This is a genomic window from Paenibacillus sp. JCM 10914 (genome assembly GCF_001315105.1).
Taxonomy (GTDB): Bacteria; Bacillota; Bacilli; order Paenibacillales; family Paenibacillaceae; genus Paenibacillus_AQ.
On the sequence record NZ_BAZR01000004.1, the window covers coordinates 258,481 to 285,404 of the forward strand.

General features: G+C 50.1%; 23 protein-coding genes and 3 pseudogenes. 22 read left to right on the forward strand and 4 right to left on the reverse strand.

Annotation, left to right across the window (positions count from 1 at the left end):
- Positions 1-42: 42 nt before the first annotated feature.
- The 3 genes from JCM10914_RS08485 to JCM10914_RS08495 form a co-directional block, all read right to left on the reverse strand.
- Positions 43-354 carry a YtpI family protein gene (locus tag JCM10914_RS08485; protein ID WP_023959597.1) on the reverse strand — a complete coding sequence of 104 codons (312 nt, stop codon included), beginning with the start codon at positions 352-354 and terminating at the stop codon, positions 43-45.
- A gap of 64 nt (positions 355-418) precedes the next feature.
- Positions 419-922, reverse strand: a complete 504-nt coding sequence (locus JCM10914_RS08490) for a hypothetical protein (protein ID WP_023959599.1) — start codon at positions 920-922, stop codon at positions 419-421.
- A gap of 3 nt (positions 923-925) precedes the next feature.
- Entirely contained in the window at positions 926-1,252 is a 327-nt protein-coding gene (locus JCM10914_RS08495; RefSeq protein ID WP_023959601.1) for a YtrH family sporulation protein, read from the reverse strand.
- Positions 1,253-1,436: 184 nt separating this feature from the next.
- On the opposite strand from JCM10914_RS08495, the pseudogene JCM10914_RS08500 reads away from it, so the two are divergent.
- The 8 genes and pseudogenes from JCM10914_RS08500 (at position 1,437) to JCM10914_RS08535 (ending at position 10,810) form a co-directional block, all read left to right on the forward strand.
- Positions 1,437-5,210: pseudogene (locus JCM10914_RS08500) on the forward strand (DNA polymerase III subunit alpha).
- 144 nt (positions 5,211-5,354) lie between these two features.
- The gene (locus tag JCM10914_RS08505) at positions 5,355-5,858 is read left to right on the forward strand and encodes a phosphatidylglycerophosphatase A (RefSeq protein WP_023959609.1); all 504 of its coding nucleotides are present in this window, start codon (positions 5,355-5,357) and stop codon (positions 5,856-5,858) included.
- Between the two features lie 146 nt (positions 5,859-6,004).
- Entirely contained in the window at positions 6,005-6,193 is a 189-nt protein-coding gene (locus JCM10914_RS08510) for a hypothetical protein (protein ID WP_023959611.1), read from the forward strand.
- 95 nt (positions 6,194-6,288) lie between these two features.
- A complete protein-coding gene (gene accD, locus JCM10914_RS08515) occupies positions 6,289-7,182 on the forward strand; it encodes an acetyl-CoA carboxylase, carboxyltransferase subunit beta (RefSeq protein WP_023959613.1) in 894 nt (297 codons plus the stop codon).
- Positions 7,182-8,237, forward strand: coding sequence for an acetyl-CoA carboxylase carboxyltransferase subunit alpha (locus JCM10914_RS08520; RefSeq protein WP_023959615.1), 1,056 nt, complete (start codon positions 7,182-7,184; stop codon positions 8,235-8,237). The genes accD and JCM10914_RS08520 overlap by 1 nt, the downstream gene beginning before the upstream one ends.
- A 129-nt stretch (positions 8,238-8,366) precedes the next feature.
- Complete coding sequence (gene pyk / locus JCM10914_RS08525) at positions 8,367-9,794, forward strand: pyruvate kinase (RefSeq protein WP_023959617.1); 1,428 nt, start codon at positions 8,367-8,369, stop codon at positions 9,792-9,794.
- Positions 9,795-9,902: 108 nt separating this feature from the next.
- Positions 9,903-10,400, forward strand: a complete 498-nt coding sequence (locus JCM10914_RS08530; RefSeq protein ID WP_023959619.1) for a thioesterase family protein — start codon at positions 9,903-9,905, stop codon at positions 10,398-10,400.
- 17 nt (positions 10,401-10,417) lie between these two features.
- Positions 10,418-10,810 (forward strand): FxsA family protein, encoded by a 393-nt coding sequence (locus JCM10914_RS08535; RefSeq protein WP_023959621.1) that lies wholly within the window; start codon positions 10,418-10,420, stop codon positions 10,808-10,810.
- On the opposite strand, the gene ytvI is transcribed toward JCM10914_RS08535, so the two are convergent.
- On the reverse strand, positions 10,791-11,906 hold the full coding sequence (gene ytvI / locus JCM10914_RS08540) for a sporulation integral membrane protein YtvI (protein WP_023959623.1): 1,116 nt from the start codon (positions 11,904-11,906) through the stop codon (positions 10,791-10,793). The genes JCM10914_RS08535 and ytvI overlap by 20 nt on opposite strands.
- 379 nt (positions 11,907-12,285) lie before the next feature.
- Between ytvI and citZ the strand changes: the two genes are divergently transcribed.
- The 14 genes and pseudogenes from citZ to JCM10914_RS08610 form a co-directional block, all read left to right on the forward strand.
- Complete coding sequence (gene citZ, locus JCM10914_RS08545) at positions 12,286-13,398, forward strand: citrate synthase (RefSeq protein WP_023959625.1); 1,113 nt, start codon at positions 12,286-12,288, stop codon at positions 13,396-13,398.
- Positions 13,399-13,544: 146 nt separating this feature from the next.
- Entirely contained in the window at positions 13,545-14,837 is a 1,293-nt protein-coding gene (gene icd, locus JCM10914_RS08550; RefSeq protein WP_023959627.1) for an NADP-dependent isocitrate dehydrogenase, read from the forward strand.
- A gap of 13 nt (positions 14,838-14,850) precedes the next feature.
- Positions 14,851-15,792, forward strand: coding sequence for a malate dehydrogenase (gene mdh / locus JCM10914_RS08555; RefSeq protein ID WP_023959629.1), 942 nt, complete (start codon positions 14,851-14,853; stop codon positions 15,790-15,792).
- Positions 15,793-15,946: 154 nt separating this feature from the next.
- Positions 15,947-16,372 (forward strand): hypothetical protein, encoded by a 426-nt coding sequence (locus JCM10914_RS08560; RefSeq protein ID WP_036717392.1) that lies wholly within the window; start codon positions 15,947-15,949, stop codon positions 16,370-16,372.
- A gap of 200 nt (positions 16,373-16,572) precedes the next feature.
- Positions 16,573-17,439, forward strand: coding sequence for an SDR family oxidoreductase (locus JCM10914_RS08565; RefSeq protein ID WP_023959633.1), 867 nt, complete (start codon positions 16,573-16,575; stop codon positions 17,437-17,439).
- Positions 17,440-17,911: 472 nt separating this feature from the next.
- Entirely contained in the window at positions 17,912-19,456 is a 1,545-nt protein-coding gene (locus JCM10914_RS08570) for a fumarate hydratase (protein WP_023959635.1), read from the forward strand.
- Between the two features lie 139 nt (positions 19,457-19,595).
- Positions 19,596-20,567, forward strand: coding sequence for a bile acid:sodium symporter family protein (locus JCM10914_RS08575; RefSeq protein ID WP_023959637.1), 972 nt, complete (start codon positions 19,596-19,598; stop codon positions 20,565-20,567).
- 24 nt (positions 20,568-20,591) lie between these two features.
- Positions 20,592-22,397, forward strand: a complete 1,806-nt coding sequence (gene pnpS / locus JCM10914_RS08580; protein ID WP_023959639.1) for a two-component system histidine kinase PnpS — start codon at positions 20,592-20,594, stop codon at positions 22,395-22,397.
- Positions 22,398-22,472: 75 nt separating this feature from the next.
- Entirely contained in the window at positions 22,473-23,201 is a 729-nt protein-coding gene (locus tag JCM10914_RS08585; protein ID WP_023959641.1) for a response regulator transcription factor, read from the forward strand.
- 116 nt (positions 23,202-23,317) lie between these two features.
- Positions 23,318-23,614: a hypothetical protein gene (locus JCM10914_RS29910; RefSeq protein WP_023959643.1), complete on the forward strand. Its 297-nt coding sequence runs from the start codon at positions 23,318-23,320 to the stop codon at positions 23,612-23,614.
- Positions 23,611-24,426, forward strand: a complete 816-nt coding sequence (locus tag JCM10914_RS08595) for a methyl-accepting chemotaxis protein (protein ID WP_023959645.1) — start codon at positions 23,611-23,613, stop codon at positions 24,424-24,426. Before JCM10914_RS29910 ends, JCM10914_RS08595 begins: the two co-directional genes overlap by 4 nt.
- A gap of 123 nt (positions 24,427-24,549) precedes the next feature.
- Positions 24,550-25,557: a PstS family phosphate ABC transporter substrate-binding protein gene (locus JCM10914_RS08600; protein WP_023959647.1), complete on the forward strand. Its 1,008-nt coding sequence runs from the start codon at positions 24,550-24,552 to the stop codon at positions 25,555-25,557.
- A 39-nt stretch (positions 25,558-25,596) separates the two neighbouring features.
- Positions 25,597-26,527: pseudogene (pstC, locus tag JCM10914_RS08605) on the forward strand (phosphate ABC transporter permease subunit PstC).
- Positions 26,528-26,924, forward strand: a pseudogene (locus JCM10914_RS08610) (phosphate ABC transporter, permease protein PstA); the annotation flags it as partial. It lies immediately after the preceding pseudogene.

Genomic DNA, 26,924 nt, shown 5'->3' on the forward strand with positions numbered 1-26,924 from the left:
AACCAACAGGGATATCCCTTCTTCATTTCTATATATGAGGCTTCAGCCTTCGCTATTAGCCTGGTTCAACTTGCTGTAATACACGCGGCTTCGAATGCCAGCGAATATATTGAATAAACCGAGAACCATAAATGCCGCTTCCACAATGATGGCGGGTGTAGAGCCTCTGAACAAGAACATACAGACAAGGGACAGCGACACCAGCATGCATCCCATGCATATATTCATCATCGCCATCAGACTTCCGCGCTTGGCCGGGTCGGATACTCGCCGGGCTTTAATGCTATATAGAGCGGCGGCAACGACAGATAGGACAAGGATAATGTACAGAATGTAGTGAATGACAGTTATCATGGAATAGCTCCTTCAGATCCGTTAGTAACGAATGTTATCGATCGTACACAATAACGGTATTGTATCATGAACCGCTTGACTTTGCATCCACGGGGTTAGCGCTCATCCAGATTTGCAGAACACCTTCCATGACGAGCATCGTTCTGATCTGGATTTTGTAATCTTTATCGCGAGCTGTGTAAATCTTATCGCTAAGCAAAGAACGGGTCAATTTACTGTCGGTATCGATATCAAAGACGTCTCGGCCGCGAAGGGCTGCCAGATCATCGCTCATGAGCCTAATGAGTTCCTTGACGATCAACGGATCTAAAGTATCTTTTGCCCCCTGCTCATGTCGAATCTTGATTTCTTTGATCACCGTCTGCTGGTTGTTGTATTTCTTCAACGTATTGATGTCTTCTTTATATTGTACGATCTGCAGCTGTTGGCCTTGATTCGTCTCCCACAGTTTATTGTAGCTCTCATGATAGACGGCGTTATAGACGATACTGCCAACAACCATTCCCAGCACGAAGATGGAAGCGATCTGATAGAAGGGACGAAAGCGGTCAGTTGGGGGTACACGCATCGGCTAGCTCCTGCTGGAGCAGACCCATTTGACGAGTTCGCTGCCCATATGCGCTCCGAGAAATGCGAAGCCTAGATACAAGATTTGTTTGATTGCCGGAGAGAGGTTGCCGCCTATCATGTTGCTCTCAATGACGCGCATCGGATCGATTGTGCCGCCGATGGCTGCAGCCAGAGCCCATATTTTGATTCGATCGGCAACTTCAAGCATGGTTGTAGTTGGGGGCTGAAGGGATAGCACGGCACCAACACCTCCAACCATGGCACCGCCCAGAACGATGCCGAACGCGATAAAGAAATCCAGAATCGCTCTGGAAAGAAAAATACTCATTATATCTCTGCTCCTCTCTGTGTTTATAAATGTCGCGGCAAGCGCCTGTCCACATGCCTCCTGCTTTCATTCTATGGGCGGCCCTGGCGGGATTATGATAAAATGATATAAAGATGTTTCGATATATTTCAAAAGAAAGCGATTAACGATAGATCATACGATACAAAGAAAGGATGGCGTTATGATGAGCTCTTTCGTGCATCTGCACGTTCACAGTGAATACAGTTTGCTCGATGGAGCGGCACGTATCAGCGACTTGGTGCGGGAAGCGGCAGCGCATGGAATGAAATCGCTGGCGCTGACGGATCATGGCGTTATGTACGGGGCCGTTCCGTTCTATAAAGCATGCCAAGCTCATGGCATTAAACCGATCATAGGATGCGAGGCCTATATAACGGCTGGTTCCCGTAAAGAACGCGGCAGCCGTAAGGATCAACCGATCTATCATTTGATTTTATTGGCAAAGAATGAGACCGGATATCGTAACCTGATGAGACTATGCTCGATTGGGCACCTTGAAGGCTACCACTACAGGCCTCGTATCGATATGGAGGTGCTCGCTGCTCATCATGAAGGAATCATCTGTCTTAGTGCATGCCTTGGCGGCGAAGTACCACAGCATTTGCTTCATGGACGAGTGGCGGAAGCGAAAGCAGCTGCGCTCCGTTACCAGCATATATTTGGCAGTGACTTTTATCTCGAGCTTCAAGATCACGGCATGACGGAGCAGAAGCGGGTTAATCCGCTGCTCATAGCGCTTAGCGAGGAAACAGGGATACCCTTAGTAGCCACCAACGACGTGCATTATCTATCGGAAGATGATGCAGAGGTACAGGATGTGTTGATCTGTATCGGGACGGGCAAGACCATCGAGGACGAGGATCGGCTCCAGATCCCGACCACGCAGCTCTATCTTAAGAGCGGTGCGGAGATGGAGCGTTTGTATCCGCACGTGCCTGAGGCAATTGCCAACACCGCGATAATTGCAAAGCAATGCAATCTGGAGTTGGAATTTGGCAAATCGATTCTGCCGGCATATCGTACTTTGCCCGAGGGCATGGGTGCCGCAGCTTATTTACGCGATTTATGCGTAGCAGGCTTGCAGGAGAGGTATGGGGAAAGCGAACGCTGGAATGACAAGACGCGCAGGCATGAACTGGAGCAGCGGCTGAATTATGAGCTCGGCGTTATCGAGAGTATGGGCTTTAGCGATTATTTTCTGATCGTGTGGGACTTTATCGCCTACGCGCATCGGCAAGGCATTGCAGTTGGTCCAGGCCGGGGTTCGTCTGCGGGAAGTCTTGTGGCCTACACCCTTCATATTACGAACGTCGATCCGATGAAATATAAGCTGTTGTTCGAGCGGTTTTTGAATCCTGAGCGAATATCGATGCCGGATATCGATATCGATTTTAGCGACGAGCGCCGGGATGAAGTGATTGATTATGTCGTCGAAAAATACGGTAAAGAGCATGTCGCGCAGATTATTACCTTCGGGACGATGGCCGCCCGTGCCGCCGTTCGCGACGTTGGCCGTGCATTGAACGTGCCGTTCGGGGATGTGGACAAGGCAGCTAAACTGATACCTAATTATCTGGGAGTCAGCATTGCCAAGGCGATGGAGCAGAGTCCGCAGCTTAAGGAGCTATATGAGAGCAAGCAGAAAGTTCGCGAATTGATGGACATGGCGATGAAGGTGGAGGGCATGCCGCGACACGCCTCTACCCATGCGGCCGGCGTTGTCATTTCACGTGATCCCCTGACCGATGCGGTCCCTTTGCAGGAAGGGAGCGAGAAGACGGCGCTAACGCAATACTCCATGGAGAATCTGGAGAGTGTCGGCCTGCTGAAGATGGACTTTCTTGGTCTGCGGACGCTGTCGATCATTGAGCGCACCCGAAGATGGATTCAGGAATTGACCGGGAGAGAACTTGATTTCGAACATGTGCCCGACAATGATCCAATAACCTATGAAATGCTTAGCCGCGGTGAGACGACAGGGGTGTTTCAACTGGAGTCTGCGGGAATACGACGTGTGCTTAAAGATCTGAAACCTACGGTGTTCGAGGATATCATATCTGTGAATGCCCTGTACCGTCCGGGTCCAATGGATTTTATTCCGAAGTTCATTCAAGTCAAGCGAGGCCTGGTTGATCCCGAATACCCGCACCCGGATTTGATTCCGATCCTTGGTGACACGTACGGCATCATCGTCTATCAGGAGCAGATCATGCAGATCGCTGCGACGATGGCCGGCTTCTCACTGGGGGAAGCGGACTTGCTGCGCAGAGCGGTATCGAAGAAGAAGCGTGAAGTATTGGACCGCGAACGGAGTCATTTTGTTTCCGGCAGTCTGAAGCTCGGTTATACCGAGGATGAGGCCAATCGGGTGTATGACATGATCGTCCGGTTTGCGAACTATGGATTTCCTCGTGCACACGCGGCGGCATACGGCGTGCTGGCATTTCAGACGGCCTATCTTAAAGCGCATCATCCAGTGGAATTTATCGCCTCCATGTTGACAGCGGTAATGGGAAGTCACCGGAAGGTGGCGGAATACGTATTGGAAGCACGGCGCATCGGAATCGATGTGATGCCGCCGGATGTTAATGAAAGCGGGACATATTTCACGCCGGTCATGTCAACGAATGCTCTTGATGCAGAGGAACTCGAAGAGGGCAAGCATGCCACGGGCGGGATACGTTTTGGGCTTGGCGCCATTAAGAACGTCGGTACACAGGCGGTTGAGAACATCGTTGCCATTCGCCAAGGACAACCTTTCGAGAGTCTGCTGGATTTCTGCCGGCGCGTGGACTTGCGGGTATGTAATAAACGTGTCATTGAATCATTGATCCAGGCCGGGGCCTTCGATTCCTTGCCAGGGCATCGCTCACAGTTGGTGGCAATGCTCGATGAAACGGTGGATGCCGCCGTGAAGTGGAGAAAGGAACGAGATGATCTGCAGATTCAGCTGTTTGATTTCGTGGAAACGGTGAACTGGGACATTGAATATCCTGATATCCCCCCGTATTCGACCGGGCAGAAGCTGGAATTTGAGCGGGACTTACTCGGGATGTATTTATCCGGACACCCGTTGGACGGGTTTGAAGACGTGCTTGTTCAGACAGGCGCAGATCGTCTCATGGAACTGCAGGAAGCAGAAGATGAGTCGCTGGCTACGGTAGCGGGATGGTTGTGTCACTGAAGACGATTACGACTAAGCAAGGCAAAGCGATGGCATTTATGGAATATGAGGACCAGATTGAACGCTGTGAGGTCGTTCTGTTTCCAGAAGTGTGGCGGCGCAGTTCGCACTTGATCGAGAAAGGGGCACTGCTTGCGGTCCGGGCGAAGGTTCAACTGCAAGATGAAGGTTTCAAACTCCTGGCTGAGGAGGTCGCTCCGCTTGAAGCCCAGACGCTTCGTCAGTTGGTTCAGCGCAGTAAGGTACGGGGTGGCGTTGGCAAGGGTAAAGCTCCAGCTACGGGAAGTCAAGCAGGAGGCAGGAATGCGGGCATGACTGAGACTTTGGCTGTTCCAATATCGGCGGCAAGCGGATGATCCGGACGCGGCAACTGCTCTGGAGCCGAGCGAGCTATTCGATAACCAGCCGATTGAACCGAATACTTCGCATTCCTCGCCGATGAAGCCTGTACGAGCGGAGCGATCTTCGTCTAGACAACTTGACAGGCCAAGCAACCGTCGAAGCCCGGGCGGCGATGCCAAATCCGAGCAGCGAGTGTTTGTCAAGATTCGTGCCGAGTCCGAGCAGCCTGCGCTGCTGGCGAAGCTGAAGGCTCTGCTGCAGCAGCATCCAGGTCCGCTCGCGACCGTGCTGTTCTATGAGCAAGGCCAGAAGGTGCTCGCGCTCAGCGACGCATACCGTATCAAGCCGTCCCGCGAGCTTTTTGCCGAGATGGAGGACATGCTGGGCCAAGATACCGTCAGAGTGAAGTGAATACAAAATGTATGAACGTTTCCTTCCCTTCCCGCATACAATTAGGACACCACAGGAAACTGTGGCCGAGTATTCGCCAATTCGGAAATCTTTACGCGGTCCATGTTGTGAAGATTTTGGTCTAAGACGCGGGGGGGATTTGTTATGTCATCAGATTTGGCAGAGAACATGCTCAGCCGCAGGGGGGTTAGCGTAAGCTCCATCGCGGACATTGTGTTTCGGCTTCAGCAGCGATATCATCCGAAGCTGACGATGGACCAGTGCGAAGAAAGCGTTCGAGCCGTGCTTGGCAAACGAGAAGTGCAGTATACCTTGTTCACCGGCATTGCGCTGGACGAATTAGCGGAGAAAAAGCTGCTGCCGCAGCCGCTTCAGTCGATCATGGAACAGGATGAACCGCTCTATGGGGTGGACGAGACGATGGCGCTTGGCGTGACAAGTATCTACGGTATGATCGGGTTAACCAGCTTTGGCTATCTTGATAAAGAAAAAATAGGTATTATTGATACGTTGAACGAACAGAAGGATGGCATACATGTGTTTTTGGACGATCTTGTTGCAGGCATTGCGGCGGCAGCCTCATCGCGGATTGCGCATCGGAATCCTGATGCGGCCCACTATGCTGCGGATTCTGAAGGAAAAGCATGAACTTCGTCGAATAGATGCACAACCAAGTATTTTGCCGCAGAGCCCCCTGCTCTCTTTGTTGAGGTAAAAACTGAAGTATGTTATCATTATCCATTATATCGGCTCAGGATGTGCCTGTGGGACGAGATTAGGGGGATCTGAAAGGCATGTGGACGGTAATTTATATTGCGCCAACCGCGAAGGTGGCGGAAATGATCAAGACCAGGCTAACGGAAGAAGGTTTTTTGGTTAAAAGCCGTCCCGTGAATCTTTCCAAGCAGCAATTTGAGATTTTGGTACCCTCCGGAGAGCTAGAGGAAGTACAGGAAGTGTTAAATTCGATATTGCACCCCTAGTTTTCATTTATACGGGTTACATAGCGAAGCTATTGTACGATCGGCGAAGAGCTATTGCGGCGGCCATTCAAATTTACGGCTGAAGAGGTGTAGTTGTGTTTAAAGACTTGTTTCAGAAGAAAAGGAAATACGCAACGATCCCATCGGAACGAATAGGGACGGCAGGGCAACCTCAGGAAGGTGAGCGCCCGAAACGGGAGATTCCCGAAGGTCTAATGAATAAGTGTGCCAAGTGCGGCACGATTCAATACAGTAAAGAGCTTGAGAAGAATCTCAAGGTTTGTCATGAATGCGGCCATCATATGCGTTTAACCGCGATAGAGCGGATTCATATGACGCTTGATGAGTCCGATTTCGAAGAATTTGACGCCGATATGATCTCTGTGGATCCGTTGACGTTTCCTGGTTATGCAGCCAAATTGGAACAACAGAAGATGAAGTCCGGACTGCACGACGCCGTGATCACCGGACAAGGCTCCATTCTTGGACAGCCCGTCGTTGTTTGTGTGATGAGTTTTGATTTCTTCACGGGCAGTATGGGATCCGTTGTAGGTGAGAAGATTACCCGCGCGATCGAGATTGCAACGGACAAGCGTCTGCCGCTGATTATCTTCTCCACGTCCGGCGGTGCCCGGATGCAGGAAAGTATTCTCAGCTTGATGCAGATGGCAAAGACAAGCGCAGCGCTTGCACGGTTCAACGAGCTCGGTGGATTGTATATTTCGGTCATTACGGACCCAACGACAGGCGGAGTATCCGCCAGCTTTGCTACGCTCGGTGATATCAATATGGCCGAGCCGGGAGCCGTGTTCGGCTTTGCAGGCCGTATCGTCATAGAACAGACCATTCGCCAGAAGCTGCCGGATGATTTCCAGACGGCGGAATTTAACTTGGCACATGGTCAGCTTGACATGGTTATTCATCGGAAAGATATGCGTTCCATGCTCGGCAAACTGCTGGAAATGCATTCCGTGAAAGGAGGATTCTGATGTCAGGCGAATTACCTTTTGAAATACCGCTGGTAGAAATGCGGAAGAAGATAGATGAACTGAAGCAATTCGGACAGGAGAAAGGGATTGATTTCACAGATGAAATCGCCCGCCTGGAAGAGCGTTATACCCGATTGGAAGAGGAAGTGTACTCACAGATTTCTCCTTCCCAGAAGATGCATCTTGCCCGTCATCAGCAGAGACCGACATCGCTTGATCTCATTCAACTGATCTTTACCGATTTCATTGAGCTCCACGGTGATCGATTGTATGGTGATGATTTAGCGGTTGTGGGTGGATTAGCGAAGTTAAACGGTGTTCCTGTTACGGTTATCGGACAGCAGCGGGGCAAGGATACGAAGGATAACATCGCCCGGTTCTTCGGGAGCCCGCATCCGGAAGGCTTCCGTAAAGCACTTCGCTTGATGCAGCAAGCGAACAAATTCAAACGCCCAATCATCACCTTCATTGATACGAAGGGGGCGTATCCGGGAAATACAGCTGAAGAGCGAGGTCAGTCCGAGGCGATTGCCCGCAATTTGCGGGAGATGTCCGTGCTTGGAGTGCCTGTAGTATGTGTAATCATCGGCGAAGGCGGTAGCGGCGGTGCTCTTGCGATGGCTGTCGGCAACCGTGTGCTGATGCTGGAACACGCGATCTATTCGGTTATATCGCCTAACGGGGCAGCGTCTATCCTTTGGAAGGATGCTTCCAAAGCGGACCAGGCAGCCGAAGCCATGAAGATTACGTCCAAGGACTTGCTGGCGATGGAAGTCATCGAGGAGATCATTCCCGAGCCTAAGGGCGGGGCGCATCGCAGTTACGAGGAGACGGCAGCAAATATCCAGGCTGCGTTGGTTCGTCACTTGACCGAATTGTCGGTGATGGACTCATGTGAGTTGAAAGAAGACCGTTATCGTAAATTCCGCAAGATCGGTGAGTTTGACTTTGCTCAACCGGAGCCGCCGGAGCCGGTGCAAGAAGAGACGTCAGCACCTGCCGAACAAGCTCCGCAGGCAGCTCAGCCATCTGTCCAGGAAGATGTTACCCTCTGATCAGAGGATCAAGCCGGGCCAGAAGTATGTCGATATGACGAAGTTCCTATACAAATGAATCTTTTTGTAGTAAATTTAGTTGTTGGATAAAGAGATAGAGAACCCTTGAATAAACGGAGGAAACCCAAAATGCGCAAAACAAAAATTGTATGTACCATCGGTCCTTCCAGTGAATCGTTGGAAAACACCAAGAAGCTCATTATGGCCGGCATGAACGTGGCTCGTCTGAACTTCTCCCATGGCGACTTTGAAGAGCATGGCAACCGCATCAAAAATATTCGTCAAGGCTGCGAAGAGCTGAACAAAACGGTAGCGATCCTGCTTGATACCAAAGGACCAGAGATCCGTACCGGTAAACTTGAAGTGGAGCCGATTGAGCTTGTACAAGATGAGTACATCACACTTACGACTGAGGAAATTCTCGGTGATAAGAATCGACTCTCCATCACTTACAAGGATTTGCCGCAGGATGTTCAAGTTGGATCGACGATCTTGATTGATGACGGTTTGATCGGTCTGACGGTTGTGGAGATTCAGGGCACCGAAATCAGATGCCGCATCGTGAATGGCGGAACCATCAAGAGCAAAAAAGGTGTTAACGTTCCAGGAGTAGCGATCTCTCTCCCGGGTATTACAGAGAAAGACGCTGGCGATATTATTTTCGGGATCGAACAGGGCATCGATTTTATTGCCGCTTCCTTCGTTCGTAAAGCAAGTGATGTGCTCGAAATTCGCGAACTGCTCAAGAGTCACAATGGGGAGCACATTCAAATTATTTCCAAGATCGAGAACCAACAAGGTGTCGACAATCTTGATGAAATTCTTGAAGTTTCGGACGGATTGATGGTTGCCCGCGGTGACCTCGGTGTGGAAATTCCAGCTGAAGAAGTGCCTTTGGTTCAAAAACGCATGATTGAAAAATGTAATGTAGCTGGAAAGCCGGTCATTACTGCAACGCAAATGCTGGATTCCATGCAGCGCAACCCGCGTCCTACTCGCGCGGAAGCAAGTGACGTAGCGAACGCGATCTTTGACGGCACGGATGCGATCATGTTGTCCGGCGAGACAGCGGCTGGTAAATATCCGGTTGAGTCGGTATTGACGATGTCCCGTATTGCCGAAAAAGCGGAATCCGCTTTGAACCATCGTGAAATGTTCCTGAAACAACGCATTGCGCAAGAGACCAGCGTTACAGAAGCGATCAGCCAGTCGGTAGCGATTTCGGCATTGGATCTGAATGCCAAAGCGATTATCTCGTCCACGGAGTCGGGCCAAACGGCACGCATGGTATCCAAATACCGTCCAGAGGCTCCTATCGTCGCTGTAACGACGCAGGATAGAACGCTTAGACGCCTGGCCCTTACTTGGGGTGTAACGCCGGTTAGAGGCGAACAGGCTTCCTCTACGGACGAGATGTTTGATTATGCTCTGCAAGGCGGCGTGAAATCCGGGCTGGTTAAGGAAGGCGATCTGGTTGTCATTACAGCCGGCGTACCGCTTGGACGATCCGGTTCGACGAACCTGTTGAAAGTGGATCAAATCCCAGCACAAGACTAAGAATATAACCAGGGAATCCGTACGGATTCTAATCATAAATGCTCACAAGCAATGGACGATCCATTAATCGTCCATTGCTTTTTGCATGAAATGGGAGTGAAGTCGCGTATGTCCAATTCATCGACACCTAAGCTGAGCCGCTGGTTTCATACGACCTTTCGTGTACGCTACCAGGAGACCGACCGGATGGGCGTTGTCTATCATGCCAATTATCTAAACTGGTTCGAGATCGGTCGAACCGAAATGATCCGGGAAATTGGCTTTACTTACCGGGGCATGGAGGAGCAAGGCTTGTTGCTGCCTGTCGTTGATCTTGATATCAAGTATCGCCAGCCCGCGAAGTATGATGATTCGGTTACCGTATTTACAAGGATGACTGCATTCTCACCTCTTCGAATACAATATGAATATGAGATAAGGATCCTGTCGCCCGAGGAACAGGATACCCTGGCAGCAAATAATCAATCCGTGGAATGGGAGCTCCCGGGCATCGTCTTAACCACAGGCGTAACGCGTCATGTGTGGTTGAATCAGGACTGGAAGCCGGCCAGACTGGATAAATGTGCTCCAAACCTGTATGATGCTTTGAAGGACACCCTTTTTTAGGAGGAAGGAGTAACTTCATGTTCAAATGGTTGTTGGCAGCGATTATATTTGTCCCTGCTATTGAAGTATTTGGCTTTCAATTTGTTGCGAACCATGTCGGTGGCATGAATACATTTCTTCTGACGTTGCTGACCTCCGCCGTTGGTGTGGCTATGATGAGGTTTGAAGGACGCAAAGCGATGGAAGATGCGAAGCGAAATATGAATGCAGGAATGGTGCCAGGTCTTTCCATGGCCGATGGTTTGTGCATATTTATAGGCGGGATACTGCTTATTCTGCCTGGATTTGTAACGGATATTATCGGATTTACGTTAGTATTTCCACTGACTCGTCCGCTGTACCGTTTTCTACTGCTGAAATGGATGCGGAAGAACATGAAGAATGGCAAAATCACCTTCTTCCGCCGATAATATAGTTCCGAAGGTCCTTGAACACGTTGGCTCGGTGGATGGCGTCCAGAATGACGAGGGATACCGGGCCAATGATGAGCCCCAGGATACCAAAGAGCTTCAAGCCGACAAACATGCCTAGCAGAGCGAGAAGCGGGTCCAGACCGACGCTACTGGCTAGCACTTTAGGCTCCATCACTTGTCGTACGATCAGAATGAGGGTGTAAAGAACGGCTAACCCGATCCCAAGCGTGAGGTCTTGTGTCATGAACGCATACAAAGACCATGGAATCAAGACGATGCCTACACCCAGATAAGGCAGCAGATCGACCAGACCAATCAGCAGGCCGATAGATAAGGCCGACTTCACCCCAAGCGCATACAGGGTGATTGTCACGATCAAGGCAGTTATCGAGATTAATATGAGTTGAGCCCTGGCAAAGCCGAACAGGGCTTTTTTGAGATCCTGGGTAACGTATGCCATGGGCTTGCGGATGAAGCTCGGTATAATGCGGATGAGTGCACGATTATGGCGCTCCCAACTGTTGCTGAGGAAGAAGGTCGCCAGCAGGACAACGATTAGTATCGTACCTAAATTCGGAAGGGAATAAATAATTTGCAGAATTCCGTTAAAAATACCGGTAACCAGATCCGTCACGGCTGAACCGATGGTTTGCGTCGTACGTGTAATATTTTGATTGATGGTGTCGTGATAATCTGGATTGTTCTGATAGAATCGGCTAATCTCGTTGATGATGTTCTGGAAGCTGTCGTTTTTCATCCAAGTGGACAGCCACGCTACCCATGCATCCATGTGCAGGTTGAAAGATTGGGACAAGTTGATCAGTTCTTTGACCATTCGGGTGACAGCAGCGGTTAGGATTAGGATCGCTGCCCCGAAATACAACAGGAGTGACAAGGTAACGGCAACCCAGCGCGGCAGGCGAATGGTGCGCTGCAACAGAATTACACACGGATTCATGGCGTAAGCGATCAACCAGGCCAGCAGGAAGGGGTAGAATAAAGGGAGCAGTACATAGACGAGGTAGGCCATGATGAATATGGAGGCTATGACCCATACTCCCCGACCTATACGTTTGAGCAATAAACGTTCCAAGACATCACGCTCCTCTCAGCTTCTTCGGGACGAGTTGCAGCAGCTTATCTATTCCTATGCAGAAAGAGCCGAGAACAGGATAGTAATCCCGTATTTTGATAAGGTCCCGTGATTCGACAATGATAAATATCATAGGTATAATGGGATTGAAAGTGATTTCAAAAGATTATGTTTATGGTGTCGATAAAACATTTTGATGCGACGAATGTCGCCGCTCATGTTCACATATCAGACAAAATCCAGTATGATATGAGAAGGTTTTGTGACCAAGGACCATGCCTATTTTTTGCGCGTTTCTTTTTTATCTGACTTCATGAAAATGTTTTCATGAACGTCAAAATACTGAAGTAACATCCCAAACATAAAGGAGAGATGAAGCATGACAGCTACCAAGGGTTTGGAAGGCATTGTAGCTACCACCTCCTCGATTAGTTCGATCGTCGATGGCGTTCTGACATATCGTGGATATGATATTGATGATCTTGCAGAGCATGCGAGCTTTGAAGAAGTTGCTTATTTGCTCTGGTTCGGCAAGCTTCCGAATGCAGAGGAATTGAAGGCGCTTGAGCAAGATCTGAGCGACTATGCAGCAATTCCTGCCGAGTTGATCGAGCAGATCAAGCTGTATCCGAAGGACGGCAATTCCATGGCCGCGCTCCGTTCCGCTGTATCGGCACTCGCCCTGTACGATGAGGCTGGTGACGATATGAGTCGTGAGGCGAACGAGAAGAAGGCCGTGAAGCTTCAGGCCCAGCTTCCGACAATCATTGCTGCAATTGCACGTGTTCGTCAAGGCAAAGAGCCTGTTGCTCCGAAATCAGGCGTATCGATCTCCGAGAATTTCCTGTACATGCTCAGAGGAGAAGACCCTGACCAGACTTCGATCAAAGCGCTGGACCAAGCACTGGTACTGCACGCTGACCATGAGCTTAACGCTTCGACCTTTGCCGCTCGTGTGACGGTAGCAACATTGTCTGATATATATTCTGGTGTAACTTCCGCGATCGGTGCTCTGAAAGGTCCACTTCACGGTGGTGCTAACGAAGCCGTTATGAAGATGCTGAACGAAGTCGGATCGATCGACCGCGCGAAGAGCTATATTCAAGAGAAGCTTGACAATCGCGAGAAAATCATGGGCTTCGGACATCGCGTTTACAAGAATGGTGATCCTCGTGCGAAGCACTTGCAGAAAATGTCCCGCGAACTAGGCGAGATGAAGGGCGACACGACATTGTACGACATGTCCGTTCTGATCGACGAGACGGTAACGAACCAAAAAGGCTTGAAGCCTAACGTTGATTTCTATTCGGCTTCTGTGTATACACAGCTTGGCATCGAACAAGAGCTGTTCACGCCGATTTTCGCGATCAGTCGCGTATCCGGATGGACCGCACATATCCTTGAGCAATACGATGGCAATCGGATTATTCGCCCTCGTGCGGAATATACAGGCTTGACTGATCAGAAATATGTGCCGCTAGAACTTCGCTAAGTGACTCACTATGATGTACAATAGGCAAGAGAACCGCACGATTGTGGTTTATCACAGGTGTGGCGGGCTTCTCTGTGCCTATTCTATGTTGTGTTGACCATAACTAGATCAATCAGTAACCATATTCGAAGGAGGAACTCATACACATGAAATTGGAAAAATTCGCACTACCAACCGAAGGCGAGAAAATCACGATCGATAACGGCGCACTGCAGGTGCCAAATAATCCGGTTATCCCTTTTATTGAAGGTGACGGAACAGGCCGCGACATCTGGAAAGCTTCCAAGCGCGTACTCGATGCAGCTGTAGAGAAAGCTTACGACGGTTCCAAGAAGATTGCTTGGTACGAAGTGTTTGCTGGCGAGAAGGCATACAATACATACGGTGAGTGGCTCCCGAACGATACGCTCGAAGCGATTCGCGAGTACATCGTAGCGATTAAAGGACCATTGACCACACCGATCGGTGGCGGTATCCGCTCCCTGAACGTAGCGCTTCGCCAAGAGCTCGACCTGTACACTTGCTTGCGTCCGGTTCGTTATTTCGACGGCGTACCATCGCCTGTTAAGCGTCCTGAATTGGTGGACATGGTTATCTTCCGCGAGAATACAGAAGATATCTATGCAGGTATCGAGTACAAAGAAGGTTCCGAAGAAGTTAAGAAGATGATCAAGTTCCTGCAAGACGAAATGGGAGCGAACAAGATCCGTTTCCCTGAAACTTCCGGTATCGGTATCAAGCCAGTATCCTCCGAAGGATCCAAGCGTCTGGTTCGTGCCGCCGTGGAATATGCAATCAAGCACAACCGCAAATCCGTAACACTCGTTCACAAAGGCAACATCATGAAGTTCACCGAAGGTGCATTTAAGAACTGGGGCTACGAAGTGGCTGAAGCTGAATTCGGCGATAAAGTGTTCACTTGGGCTCAATACGATATCATCAAGGAGCAAGAAGGTGTAGATGCAGCGAATGCGGCTCAAAAAGCAGCTGAAGACGCTGGCAAAATCATCGTGAAAGATGCGATTGCCGATATCGCGCTGCAACAAGTATTGACGCGTCCAACGGACTTTGACGTTATCGCAACCTTGAACCTGAACGGGGACTACCTGTCCGACGCACTGGCTGCACAAGTCGGGGGTATCGGTATCGCACCAGGAGCTAATATTAACTATGTTACTGGACATGCGATCTTCGAAGCGACTCATGGTACAGCTCCGAAGTATGCAGATAAAGACGTAGTAAACCCTGGTTCCGTTATCTTGTCCGGCGTTATGCTGCTTGAGCATCTGGGATGGCAGGAAGCTGCTGACCTGATCTACAAGGGTATGGAAGCATCTATTAACAATAAGACGGTTACGTATGACTTCGCTCGCCTGATGGAAGGCGCTACAGAAGTCAAGTGCTCTGAGTTCGCAGACGAAATCATTAAAAACCTGTAAGGGAGATGACATCGTGGCTATTACTCGCAATAAGATTACGGTAGTCGGTGCTGGCTTCACTGGTGCGACAACCGCGTTGATGCTTGCTCAAAAAGAACTTGGTGATGTCGTGTTGCTGGATATTCCACAGCTTGAGAACCCCACCAAAGGAAAAGCACTGGACATGCTGGAAGCAAGTCCGGTTCAAGGATTTGACAGCAACATTGTCGGTACATCCAACTATGAGGATGCAGCGAACTCCGATATCGTGATCATTACAGCTGGTGTAGCTCGTAAACCGGGTATGAGCCGCGATGATCTCGTAAATACCAATGCAGGCATTGTGAAATCCGTGTGTGAGAATGTAAAGACTCACGCACCTAATTCTACGGTCATTATCTTGAGTAATCCGGTGGATGCGATGACGTACGTGGCATATCATTCGCTCGGGTTCCCTAAGAACCGTGTCATCGGTCAGTCCGGCGTACTGGATACAGCACGTTATTGTACTTTCATCGCACAGGAGCTAAACGTATCCGTTGAAGATGTGCGCGGGTTCGTACTTGGCGGACATGGCGATGACATGGTTCCACTCGTTCGCTACTCCAGCGTCGGCGGTATTCCGATCGACACGCTGATACCAGCTGAGCGGATTGAAGCCATCGTGCAACGCACACGCGTTGGCGGCGGTGAAATCGTGAACCTGCTGGGTAACGGCAGTGCATACTATGCACCGGCTGCTTCCCTCGTGCAAATGACGGAAGCGATCCTGAAGGACAAGAAACGGATTATTCCGGTGATCGCTCTTCTGGAAGGTGAGTATGGTTACGACAACCTGTTCATGGGTGTACCAGCCATTCTTGGCGGCGATGGCATCGAGAAGATATTCCAGCTTGATTTGACAGCGGAAGAGAAAGCGGCTCTGGACAAATCGGCGGAATCCGTACGGAATGTGATGTCGGTAGTTAAGCTGTAACTTGAATCAGGATTCACAAAATCGTCTCAAAATTCAGTCCCGTCCCGACCATTCGGGGCGGGATTGCTTTTCTTTGGATGATCTGTCCAGTATAATAAAGAGCGATGGCGTATAGGCAAACCATAATTAACTAACGATTTTGGAGGAATTGATGATGTGGAACGTGACATTTTTTCTGCATATGGTCGGCACGGCGGCACTAGGATTTTATTTAATCCTTCCGTTCATTGTTGGCGGTATTCAGAAGCTGTCTCTTGGTGCTCAAGAAGGAGCAGTCAATACGATCCGGGTGGCAAACCGGTTTGCACAGTATGGGCTTGTGGTCCAATTGCTGACAGGTGGATACATGATGACCCTGGGTGACTATAGTCACGTATGGATGGCAATTGTGATGGTCCTGTTGCTCGCTATGTTTGCCATTGGCGGCATCATGGGCAAGCCGCTGAAGACAGCGCTTGCAGGTATCCGAGAGAAGCGCGAAGTAAAGGAAGAAACGAGCAAGCTGGGAACATTGAGCGCGGTGCTGTCGCTGCTGCTGTTGATCATGATTTTCTTCATGGTGTTCAACGATATCATCTAAGAATAGCTACATAAAGAAAGGAGTCATCTCTTCTAAGGGATGGCTCCTTTCTTTATGTAAGAGTTATGCGGAAGTTTGATCACGTTTCATACGGGTAAATAAGGTTACAAAGTACTGTTCTGTTGTATAAGTTGCCCAATTGGACACATCCTAAGAATGACTAGCGATCGCAGATATTGTCCTGAAAGGAGACTATTCATATGACATCAAACCAAGAGAAGCAGACGTTGCCGCCTCAGCATCAGGATCATCGGCCAGGGACGGAATCGGAGATGCATCCAAAGCCGGAATTTGAGAGCAATGAGTATAAAGCCGCCGGTAAACTTCAAGGCAAAGTCGCCCTCATAACTGGAGGAGACAGCGGTATTGGCCGTGCTGTAGCCGTTCATTATGCGAAGGAAGGTGCGGACGTCTCCATTGTCTACTTGAGCGAGCATCAGGACGCGGAGGAAACGAAGCGGCAGGTGGAGCAGGAGGGACATAAGTGTCTGCTCATTGCCGGGGATATCGGCAACGACGCTTTCTGCCGTGATGCAGTGACGGAAACCGTGGAGAAGCTGGGCAAGCTGGACATCCTCGTCAACAATGCGGCTGAACAGCATACGCAGAAGAAGATTGAAGACATCTCGAAGGAGCAATTGGAACGAACGTTCAGAACGAATATATTCGGCATGTTCTATCTGACTCAGGCTGCGATGCCGCACCTATCCAAGGGCAGCTCGATCATTAACACCACTTCGATCACGGCTTACAGAGGCAGTCCGGAGCTGCTGGATTACTCGTCCACGAAGGGAGCGATTGTTGCTTTTACTCGCTCGCTCTCCATGAATGTCGTAGGGCAAGGAATTCGCGTGAATGCCGTGGCACCGGGGCCGATCTGGACGCCGCTTATTCCTTCCACGTTCTCCGAAGATCATGTGGCAAATTTCGGGGCGAGCCAGCCTATGAAACGTCCGGGTCAACCAGAGGAATTAGCACCGGCTTACGTCTATTTGGCCTCGACGGACTCCTCTTATGTAAGCGGTCAGGTGATCCATATTAATGGCGGTGAGGTTATCAACGGATAAGTAGGATGACTAGTGTAAACAGCGTAAACAGCGTAAACAGCGTAAACAGCGGATATTCCGGGCAAGCACCGGGATATCCGCTGTTTTGTTCTCATTTGTTACACTTAGATACTTCTAAATCCCGAACGCAGAATACCTGTATTCCGGATACGTCTAATTTCTGTGAGCGTTAGGCGCCGATTGGAGCTTATGATGGATTCCGAAGCGGCGACCTCTGTAGTGCTCGTCTCGGAACAAGGCGAGATCTGTGCTTTTAACATCTTATCCTCTCCTTTCTCTATTAAAATATGCGAGACTCATAGAGATGGAATGGATGGTATGACCTGAATCAAGCACACAATTTACAACCCGTTTTTAAGTAACCCCTTTCATGTCCTTCATGTTGTGATATGATAGGAATAATGGTCAGTTTATAATGATTCTTGTTTACTATCATGCGTGGCTTATGTGAGAGAGGAGTTTATCAACCGTTATGAAGTTATTTGAAGAGAGTATGTATCGATTGATCGTGGAAACCTCCACTAATCTGCCTGGAGACGTGCGCAGGGCGGTTAACCGCGGCCGTGCGTCCGAGGATGCGGCAACACGCGCAGGGCTTGCTCTAGCAACGATTGCGCAGAATATTGAAATGGCTGAACAAGAGGTTTCGCCGATCTGTCAGGATACCGGCATGCCGACCTTTATCGTACATACGCCTGTAGGCGCCAATCATATTGAGATGAAAAAAGCGATATACGCGGCGGTCGTCCGTGCAACGAAAGAGGGCAAACTTCGCCCCAACTCTGTCGACTCCTTAACCGGTGCCAACAGCGGCGATAACTTGGGTCCGGGGACGCCTGTGGTTCATTTTGAGCAGTGGGAGCAGGAGCAGGTCGACGTACGTCTTATTCTCAAGGGCGGCGGTTGTGAGAACAAGAACATTCAATACAGTCTCCCGGCGGAGCTCGAGGGTGTAGGCAAAGCAGGACGTGATCTGGACGGCATCCGCAAATGTATCATGCATGCGGTATATCAGGCTCAGGGTCAAGGCTGCAGCGCAGGATTTATTGGCGTTGGCATCGGCGGGGACCGGACGAGTGGTTATGAGCTTGCGAAGCATCAACTGTTCCGCCACGTCGAAGATGTGAATCCGGTAGAGGATCTGGCGAAGCTTGAGGATTATGTGTTGGAGAATGCCAACAAGCTAGGCATCGGCACGATGGGCTTCGGCGGTGAAGTGACGCTGCTCGGCTGCAAGATCGGCGTGATGAACCGTCTGCCGGCCAGCTTCTTTGTGTCGGTTGCCTATAATTGCTGGGCCTTCCGTCGTCAAGGAGTTCTGATCGAGCCGTCTTCCGGCGAGATTAAGGATTGGCTCTACGAATCCGGAAGCGAGGTGCAGATGAGTGCCGAGACGGCAGCTTCGGCAGCCGCATCGTCCGAGTCGGCCCCGGCGGGACGGGAGATTGTGCTGCAGACTCCGATTAGCGAAGAGCAGATTCGCAGCCTTCGCGTTGGAGACGTTGTCGTGATTCGTGGAGAGATGCATACCGGACGCGATGCGTTGCATAAATATCTGATGGATCACGATGCGCCGATTGATCTGGATGGTGCCGTTATCTATCATTGCGGGCCGGTGATGCTGAAAGATGAAGCGGGCTGGCACGTCAAAGCGGCCGGGCCGACCACCAGTATTCGCGAGGAGCCATACCAAGGCGATATTCTGAAGAAATTCGGCATTCGCGCGGTGATTGGCAAAGGCGGTATGGGACCCAAAACGCTGGCAGCTCTACAGGAACATGGCGGCGTGTATCTGAATGCCATCGGCGGGGCGGCGCAGTATTATGCGGAATGCATCAAGAATGTAAACGGCGTGGATTTCATGGAGTTTGGTATCCCGGAGGCTATGTGGCATCTGGAAGTAGACGGCTTTGCCGCGATCGTGACCATGGATTCCCACGGAAACAGTCTTCACGCGGACGTAAGCAAGGACTCGGCTGCAAAGCTGGCGATGTTCAGAGAGCCGGTATTCAAATAAACAAGAAATACTTAAGCATCGATTGGCGCAACGCCAATCGATGCTTTTTGCGCTTCAAGAAGATTTCTCGTTGCGGATCGCCGCTTGAAGGGTTTATGATGGGATTCATATACGTCGCAGCGATCACAGGAGGAACGAAGTGCGAAGTTTCGGATTGGCATTTGCATCGTGGTTTGAAAAATATACGTTTCTACTGATTCCCGGTTCGCTTGTACTCGGTTGGCTGTTATCCGATTATCTTCTGGATTATGTGGAGTGGATTCCGTACCTGTTCGGCTATATTACGCTGATTATGGCGCTTGGCTGCGGTGTACGGCACCTGTTCGGTGTTCTTAAGCGCCCTTATGTTGTCATCCTCACCTTGTTGCTGGCACATGCGGCAGCACCTTTACTTGCCTATGGGCTCGGTGTGACTGTGTTTGGTCCGGGATCCGATTATACGATCGGGTTGCTGTTGTTCGCGATCATCCCCCTTGGCATCTCTTCGGTGATGTGGGTGGGAAGTTCCGGAGGCAGCATTCCATTTATTCTGGCCGTCGTTGTGCTGGATACGATCCTGAGTCCGATTGTTGTGCCTGCTCTTATGGGAATGTTCATCGGTGATGCATCGGTTACCTGGAATTCAGGCGAATTGATTCTCGATTTGCTGACCATGGTCGTATTGCCTACCTTGATCGGGGTGATGCTGTATGAGATATCCAAGGGACGGGTAAAGACATGGTCGGCTCCGGTTACGCAGCCCATATCCAAGCTGTTCTTCATGCTGGTCGTCATGCTGAATGCCGCGGCCATCGCGCCGCATGCAGCGGGTGTAGGACGTGAGATGCTGGTCGTAGTTCCGGTCGTTATTACCTTGATCGTGATCTGTTATGTTCTTGGTTATTTCGGTTCGTATGCTATGCTAAAGCCGACAAAGGAATTACAAATCACCTTGACCTATGCGTCAGGGATGAGGAATATATCACTTGGTATGGTTCTGGCCACTTCCTATTTTTCTCCTCAGGCCTCGATCCCGGTCGTGCTGGGCATTATGTTTCAGCAGCCGGCCGCAACGATCATCCATGCGCTGTTTCACCGTAGACGAACCCAGGCGCTCATGCATACGGAATAATCATTCTAGAAAGAGGAGTGGACCATGAAGCAGTATCGCAATCGTTTGACGATGATTATGCTGACCTTGATCGGGCTGTCCATGTTGGCTGCCGGTGTGGCGATGGTAACGGTATTTAAGCAATCCCATATAAAACTGTTGGAGGATAACATGGTCCGGGAAATCCGGCTCTTGCAAACGTTGATGGATTTTCCAGACACCCAGGGTGAAGACGCGGTGTCGTATTATACTGACAGAGCCATTCAGCTAGAGCAGCTATCCGATGCTAGAGTCACTTTTATATTAAAAGATGGAGCCGTTATCGGAGATTCGGAAGGGGATCCACTGACGATGGACAACCATGCCTATCGCGAGGAGATGGTGGAAGCAAGGACCGAAGGTTCCGGAAGTACCATTCGTCGAAGCGATACCCTGTCACAGGACATGCTGTATGTTGCACTACCCGTTCAGTCCGGGAATGAATTTGATGGGTATGTGCGCCTATCCGTTAGTCTGAAAGAGGTGGATGAAGGGGTCAGGCAAGGTTGGACCGTGATGGGAATCGGGCTGCTCGTTCTCTTTCTGATTGCGGCCGTTGTCAGCTATCGCGTGGCGAAGGGACTGACCTCGCCTCTGGAGAAAATAACCCGGGTGGCGAGGCGCATTTCGCGTCTTGAATATGATGCCAGGGTGAACATCCACAGGAAAGATGAAATCGGACAGTTGGCCGAGGCCATCAACGGCATGGCCGACAGCCTGCAGACCCAGTTAAGAACGATACGCGACAATGAGAACCTGCTGCAGAGCGTATTGAATAATATGACAGGCGGCATTGTCATGGTGCACCATTCGGGGCATATTATTCTGGTGAACCGTGCAGCCGAGAAGATGCTCGGAATTGACGCCGAAGTGGTGATTGGCAAATCGTTTCGCGAGTTGAAGCAGCATTATGAGATCATGAAACTTATGGAAGAAGGACTTGCGAACAAGGAAGGCTTCCATGAGGAGCGGAATATCTACTATCCGGTGGAGTCGGTCGTTCAATTGGACGGCGTGGCCATGGTGCAGGAGGATGACGCTTATCGGGGGATGTTATTCCTCTTGCAGGATGTGAGCGACATCCGCAGATTGGAGCGCATGCGCAGTGAATTCGTAGCGAACGTATCGCATGAACTGAAGACGCCACTGGCCGCTGTGAAGGGGTTCGCTGAGACGCTGCTGGGCGGAGGGGTGACGGATGAGAAGACCTCCCGCTCGTTCTTGCAGATCATATATGATGAATCCGAGCGCCTTAACCGCTTGATCGGCGACATCCTGGAATTGTCCAAGATTGAATCCAAACGAATTCAAATGGATTATTCGCCGATTCATTTGACGACTTTCTTCGAGACCATATCCGAAATGATGCGCACCGTTGCTGAGAAGAAGCGTATCAGCCTGGAACTGGTTGTTCCCGAGGAGTTGTTCATGGAAGGTGACGAGGACAAGCTGCGTCAGATCTTTATGAATTTGATTTCCAACGCCATCAACTATACGCAGGAAGGCGGACGCGTCAAATTAACGGTACGGGAAAAACATGACGTTCAAGGTGAAGAGCTGGTTGAGTTTGTGATCAACGATTCCGGAATTGGCATTCCGAAGAAGGATCTGCCGCGGATATTCGAACGCTTCTATCGGGTGGACAAAGCACGTTCGCGCGGGTCAGGCGGTACTGGTCTTGGCCTTTCCATCGTCAAGCACCTCGTGGATCTGCACCATGGCAGCATCAAAGTCCAAAGTGAGCTTGGCATCGGCAGTTCCTTCACGATTGAGCTTCCGATCCTGCAGGAGTCAGAGGATCCGGGAACATAAGATTTAACACAGGGATAACATTTCGTTGATATACTTGGTGAGGACAATCTAATTTGATATAAGGCGGGGGTAGCATTGACTCAACGTTTGCTTGTTATTGAAGATGAGCCGACACTTTCACGGCTTCTGTCTTACAATTTGACCCAAGAGGGCTTCCAGGTTGATGTGGAGGAACATGGAACAGCAGGTTATGAGAAGGCATCCCATGAGGAATATGATCTGATTCTGCTGGATGTCATGTTGCCAGGGATGAACGGGTTTCAGATTTTGGAGAAACTAAGAACCAAGGGCTTAACCACCCCTATTATCATTCTGACCGCCAAGAATGCAGAGGAAGAGGTCGTACAGGGCCTCAAGATGGGGGCGGATGATTATATCACCAAACCATTCGGAGTCTCTGAACTGCTGGCCCGTGTATCGGCGGTCATGCGGCGGGTTTCTGGTCATGGAGAGGAAGTGAAGGGCCCGGAAGATCGCGGAAATGTCATCTCGCTGGGTGCGCTTGAGATTTTTCCGGAGAAATACGAGGTGCGTCTTGGCGCGCAGAACATAAACCTGAGGCCTAAGGAATTCGAAGTGCTGTTATATTTGGCTAAGAAACCAGGAGTCGTGTTAACTCGGGACGATCTGATGAACGTAGTCTGGGGATTTGATTATATCGGTGGACAACGAACGGTGGATGTCCATGTCAGTTCCCTCCGCAAAAAGCTTGAGCTCGATCCGGAATCCGTGCACATCGATTCCATACGCGGTGTTGGTTATAAGTTAGTCGTTAATCCTAATAAAGGCTCCCATCATTCCTAGACGATGATGAGGGGTCTTTATTTGCGTTTACGCTCCGTTAACACTTCAAGTGTACTCCTCTAATATTGGTTCGATAAGATGCGTCTTGAGAACTAGATTCGTAGGAGGGAAGACACATGCAACAGCTTCAATTGGAACAGCAGCTCGCTCGGGAGCAGAATGTAGACGAGGGTTCGATGATGGGGGACTTTGTCCGTAAAGTTCCCGTCATCGGGAAGACGGAGTCTTGTCACGATGTGTTGAACCTCTTTTTAAGAGACTCGCGCATACCTTGCGTGATCTTGTGTGATGATAAGAATATGCCCCACGGATTGATTATGAGAGATCGTTTTTATACACAGATGATGGTAGATTCGCTGTCGATTTATTTTATAGCAGGCCAGCCTATCGTTATGCAGATCGCGCTCCTATGATCATTGAAGTGTCCGAACAGATTGTACGTCTGCTGCAGATGGCGCTGGATCGCCCAGACCCCCATTTCTACGATGCAGTTGTAGTGACCGCCGGGGGAGCGCTGTCGGGCGTCCTTACGGTCAGGGACTTACTCGGTCTGTCACGTTCACTCCAGATGAACGCGGATGGGAAGCGGGAGCTCATTTTATTTGAAAGTGATCGACTCACGAGCAACATTGAGTCTTCCCTGAATGAAGTGCGAACCGCGGCCGCCAGAACGCAAGAGGAATGTAAAAAGATGAAAGAGTCGGCGCAGCTCGGAAAGGGACAGTTAAAGCTCGTAGAATCTTCGTACCAATCCGTAGTTACGGATTTGAGAAAGCATCAGGACCAAGCGACCACGCTGTTAGAGCATACGAATCGTATATCCTCCATCAGCGGCATGATCACGGAGCTGGCGAATCGCAGCAATCTGCTGGCCATGAATGCTTCGATTGAAGCTGCTCATGCCGGAGAACATGGAAGAGGCTTTCAAGTGGTAGCCGGCGAAGTGCAGTCTTTAGCACAACAGACGCGTGCATTATCGGCAGACATTGCTCAATTGCTCGAATACATACAACAACTTGGTCAAGACACAACGGCTTCATCTGCTGCTTCGCTGCATGAAATTCAACTAAGCGAGCGGCATGTTCGCGAAGGCAGTCACATGTTTTATGAGATGGAGAATGCCGTTCACGAGGTGGAACTCTCAGGTGATCAAGTGCTTCAGTTGGCAGAGCACACGGTTCACCGCGTCCAGCTCATCAAATACGAACTGGCCGGCATGAGATGATCGTTCAGATTTTACATTGCGTTAACATTTCTACGAAACTGTTATTACATTACGAGTCTAATATCAATATTGTGAGACGAAGAAGTAGAAGAAACAACAACCATTTTGAAGGAGTGGATTACTTTGTTTAAAGTAAGGGGTCGTAAACCAGCGGGACTGCTCGTGCTGGTACTGATACTGAGCACGCTTCTGGCGGCATGTGGCGGAGGAACTTCCGGCAGTGCAACAGGAGAAAATACAAATAACGGCTCAGGTCAACAAAGCGAAGGCAATACAACGGGAAATACGGAATTGTCAGGAACGATTGAGATTGACGGATCAAGTACGGTTCATCCAATGACAGAAGCGATTGCAGAAGAGTTCGGTGCTGTTCATAAAGATGTGCGCGTTCCAATCGGAACTGGTGGTACAGGCGCAGGTTTCAAACGTTTTGCTACGGGAGAGACTGTGATTACGAACGCTTCCCGTCCGATTAAAGACAGCGAAGCTGAAGATGCTAAGGCTAACGGCGTGGAATTCTTAGAAGTGTTGGTTGCCTATGACGGATTGTCCGTCGTTGTTAACCCAGCGAATGATTTCGTTGACAAGCTGACGGTAGATGAACTCAAGAAGATTTACGAGCCGAACAGCACGGTGAAAACATGGGCTGACGTTCGTGAAGGATGGCCTGCAGAAGAGATTAAAATCTATTCCCCAGGTACAGATCACGGAACGTTCGACTACTTCACAGAAGCGATCAACGGTGAAGCACAAGTGAGCAGAAATGATAGCCAGATTACATTCAGTGCAGACACGAATGCTGTTGTTCAAGGTGTTGCAGGTGACAAAGCTTCGATCGGTTACTTCGGCTTCTCCTTCTACGAAGAGAACCAAGATAAACTGAAACTTGTCCCAATCGACAACGGGACGGCTACGGTATCACCAAGCACCGAGACAATTAAAGATAACAGCTACTCTCCATTGTCACGCCCACTGTTCATCTATGTGAGCAAAAAAGAAATGGAACGTCCCGAAGTATCAGCATTCCTTGACTTCTACCTTGACAATGCAGGAAGCTTAGCGGGCGAAGTTGGCTTCGTTCCTCTGCAAGATGAGCAATATGAGGAAGAGAAAGCCAAGTTGGCTCAATAAGAAATCAGTCCAGGTTAAGCATAGAAAGGGAAGAGGAGAATGAATAAAACATCAACCGTGGCGGGTGCACCAGCGAAAATGACGTTCCGTCGCAGCAAAACACGGATCTCTGATAAGATCATCCCGGTTCTGCTCGGCATGTGCGCACTACTCTCGGTGATTACCACCATCGGCATTGTATATACACTTCTACAGGAATCCATCATCTTCTTCAGAGAAGTACCAGTCTGGTCCTTCTTGACAGGAACGACATGGAGCCCGATTCTCCCTCCAAAAGAATTCGGCGTGCTGCCCTTACTGGGCGGCACTCTGCTGATTACAGGCATTGCGATTATATTCGCAGTGCCTATCGGCTTGGCATGCGCTATTTATTTGAATGAATACGCGCCGGCCCGGGTTCGGGGGATTGTCAAACCGGTGCTTGAAGTCTTGGCGGGAGTTCCTACGATTGTATATGGATATTTTGCACTTGAAACAGTAACCCCATTCCTTCAAAAGATTTTCCCGAATATGTATATTCAATGCGCTTAGTGCCGGTATCGTAGTAGGTATCATGGTTCTTCCGATGATCTCCTCACTGAGTGAGGATGCGATGCGGGCGGTACCAAAAAGCTTGCGTCATGGTGCGTATGCACTCGGGGCGACCCGGTTTGAAGTGGCACTGAAAATCGTGCTGCCTGCCGCGTTGTCCGGCGTTATCGCTTCCTTCGTACTGGCGTTCTCGCGCGCGATCGGGGAGACGATGATCGTGACGGTTGCGGCCGGTGCAACGCCGCAGCTGACGCTGAATCCGCTGGACAGCATCCAGACGATGACGTCTTATATCGTTCAGGTGAGCATGGGCGACGTTCCGCGCGGAACGATCGAATACGGAACGATTTTTGCCGTCGGTTTGACGTTGTTCGTCATCACGTTCTTGCTTAATATATTGGCGCAGTGGGTCGCTCGCCGCTTCAGGGAGGAATACTAGATGTCACAATTGAATCTGGGCGACAGCAAGGGGATCAACCGGAGACGACGGAGTGACCATACGCTGCATATCATCTTCTTGGCGTGTACCAGTATTGGTATATTGGCGCTGATGGCGTTGCTCGTCACGATTGTAATGGATGGCGTGCACCGCCTTTCACCGGAATTATTCACTAACTATCCGTCGCGTATTGCGGACCGCGCGGGACTGAAATCGCCGATCGTCGGCACGATTTACTTGCTGCTGCTGATGGCGCCGTTGTCTTTTGTTCTGGGCGTAGGTGCCGCTATTTTCCTGGAGGAATATGCAGGGAAAAGCCGTTGGGTGCGGTTGATCCAGCTCAATATCAGTACGCTTGCAGGCGTTCCTTCTATTATATACGGTATTTGGGTCGTCG

Excerpts from the sequence above, each read along its gene's own strand:
- JCM10914_RS08485 (WP_023959597.1), bottom strand. The coding sequence starts at position 354 with ATGATAACTGTCATTCACTACATTCTGTACATTATCCTTGTCCTATCT.
- JCM10914_RS08490 (WP_023959599.1), bottom strand. The coding sequence starts at position 922 with ATGCGTGTACCCCCAACTGACCGCTTTCGTCCCTTCTATCAGATCGCT.
- JCM10914_RS08495 (WP_023959601.1), bottom strand. The coding sequence starts at position 1,252 with ATGAGTATTTTTCTTTCCAGAGCGATTCTGGATTTCTTTATCGCGTTC.
- JCM10914_RS08505 (WP_023959609.1), top strand. The coding sequence starts at position 5,355 with ATGTCATCAGATTTGGCAGAGAACATGCTCAGCCGCAGGGGGGTTAGC.
- JCM10914_RS08510 (WP_023959611.1), top strand. The coding sequence starts at position 6,005 with ATGTGGACGGTAATTTATATTGCGCCAACCGCGAAGGTGGCGGAAATG.
- JCM10914_RS08520 (WP_023959615.1), top strand. The coding sequence starts at position 7,182 with ATGTCAGGCGAATTACCTTTTGAAATACCGCTGGTAGAAATGCGGAAG.
- pyk (WP_023959617.1), top strand. The coding sequence starts at position 8,367 with ATGCGCAAAACAAAAATTGTATGTACCATCGGTCCTTCCAGTGAATCG.
- JCM10914_RS08530 (WP_023959619.1), top strand. The coding sequence starts at position 9,903 with ATGTCCAATTCATCGACACCTAAGCTGAGCCGCTGGTTTCATACGACC.
- JCM10914_RS08535 (WP_023959621.1), top strand. The coding sequence starts at position 10,418 with ATGTTCAAATGGTTGTTGGCAGCGATTATATTTGTCCCTGCTATTGAA.
- citZ (WP_023959625.1), top strand. The coding sequence starts at position 12,286 with ATGACAGCTACCAAGGGTTTGGAAGGCATTGTAGCTACCACCTCCTCG.
- icd (WP_023959627.1), top strand. The coding sequence starts at position 13,545 with ATGAAATTGGAAAAATTCGCACTACCAACCGAAGGCGAGAAAATCACG.
- JCM10914_RS08560 (WP_036717392.1), top strand. The coding sequence starts at position 15,947 with ATGTGGAACGTGACATTTTTTCTGCATATGGTCGGCACGGCGGCACTA.
- JCM10914_RS08565 (WP_023959633.1), top strand. The coding sequence starts at position 16,573 with ATGACATCAAACCAAGAGAAGCAGACGTTGCCGCCTCAGCATCAGGAT.
- JCM10914_RS08570 (WP_023959635.1), top strand. The coding sequence starts at position 17,912 with ATGAAGTTATTTGAAGAGAGTATGTATCGATTGATCGTGGAAACCTCC.
- pnpS (WP_023959639.1), top strand. The coding sequence starts at position 20,592 with ATGAAGCAGTATCGCAATCGTTTGACGATGATTATGCTGACCTTGATC.
- JCM10914_RS29910 (WP_023959643.1), top strand. The coding sequence starts at position 23,318 with ATGCAACAGCTTCAATTGGAACAGCAGCTCGCTCGGGAGCAGAATGTA.
- JCM10914_RS08595 (WP_023959645.1), top strand. The coding sequence starts at position 23,611 with ATGATCATTGAAGTGTCCGAACAGATTGTACGTCTGCTGCAGATGGCG.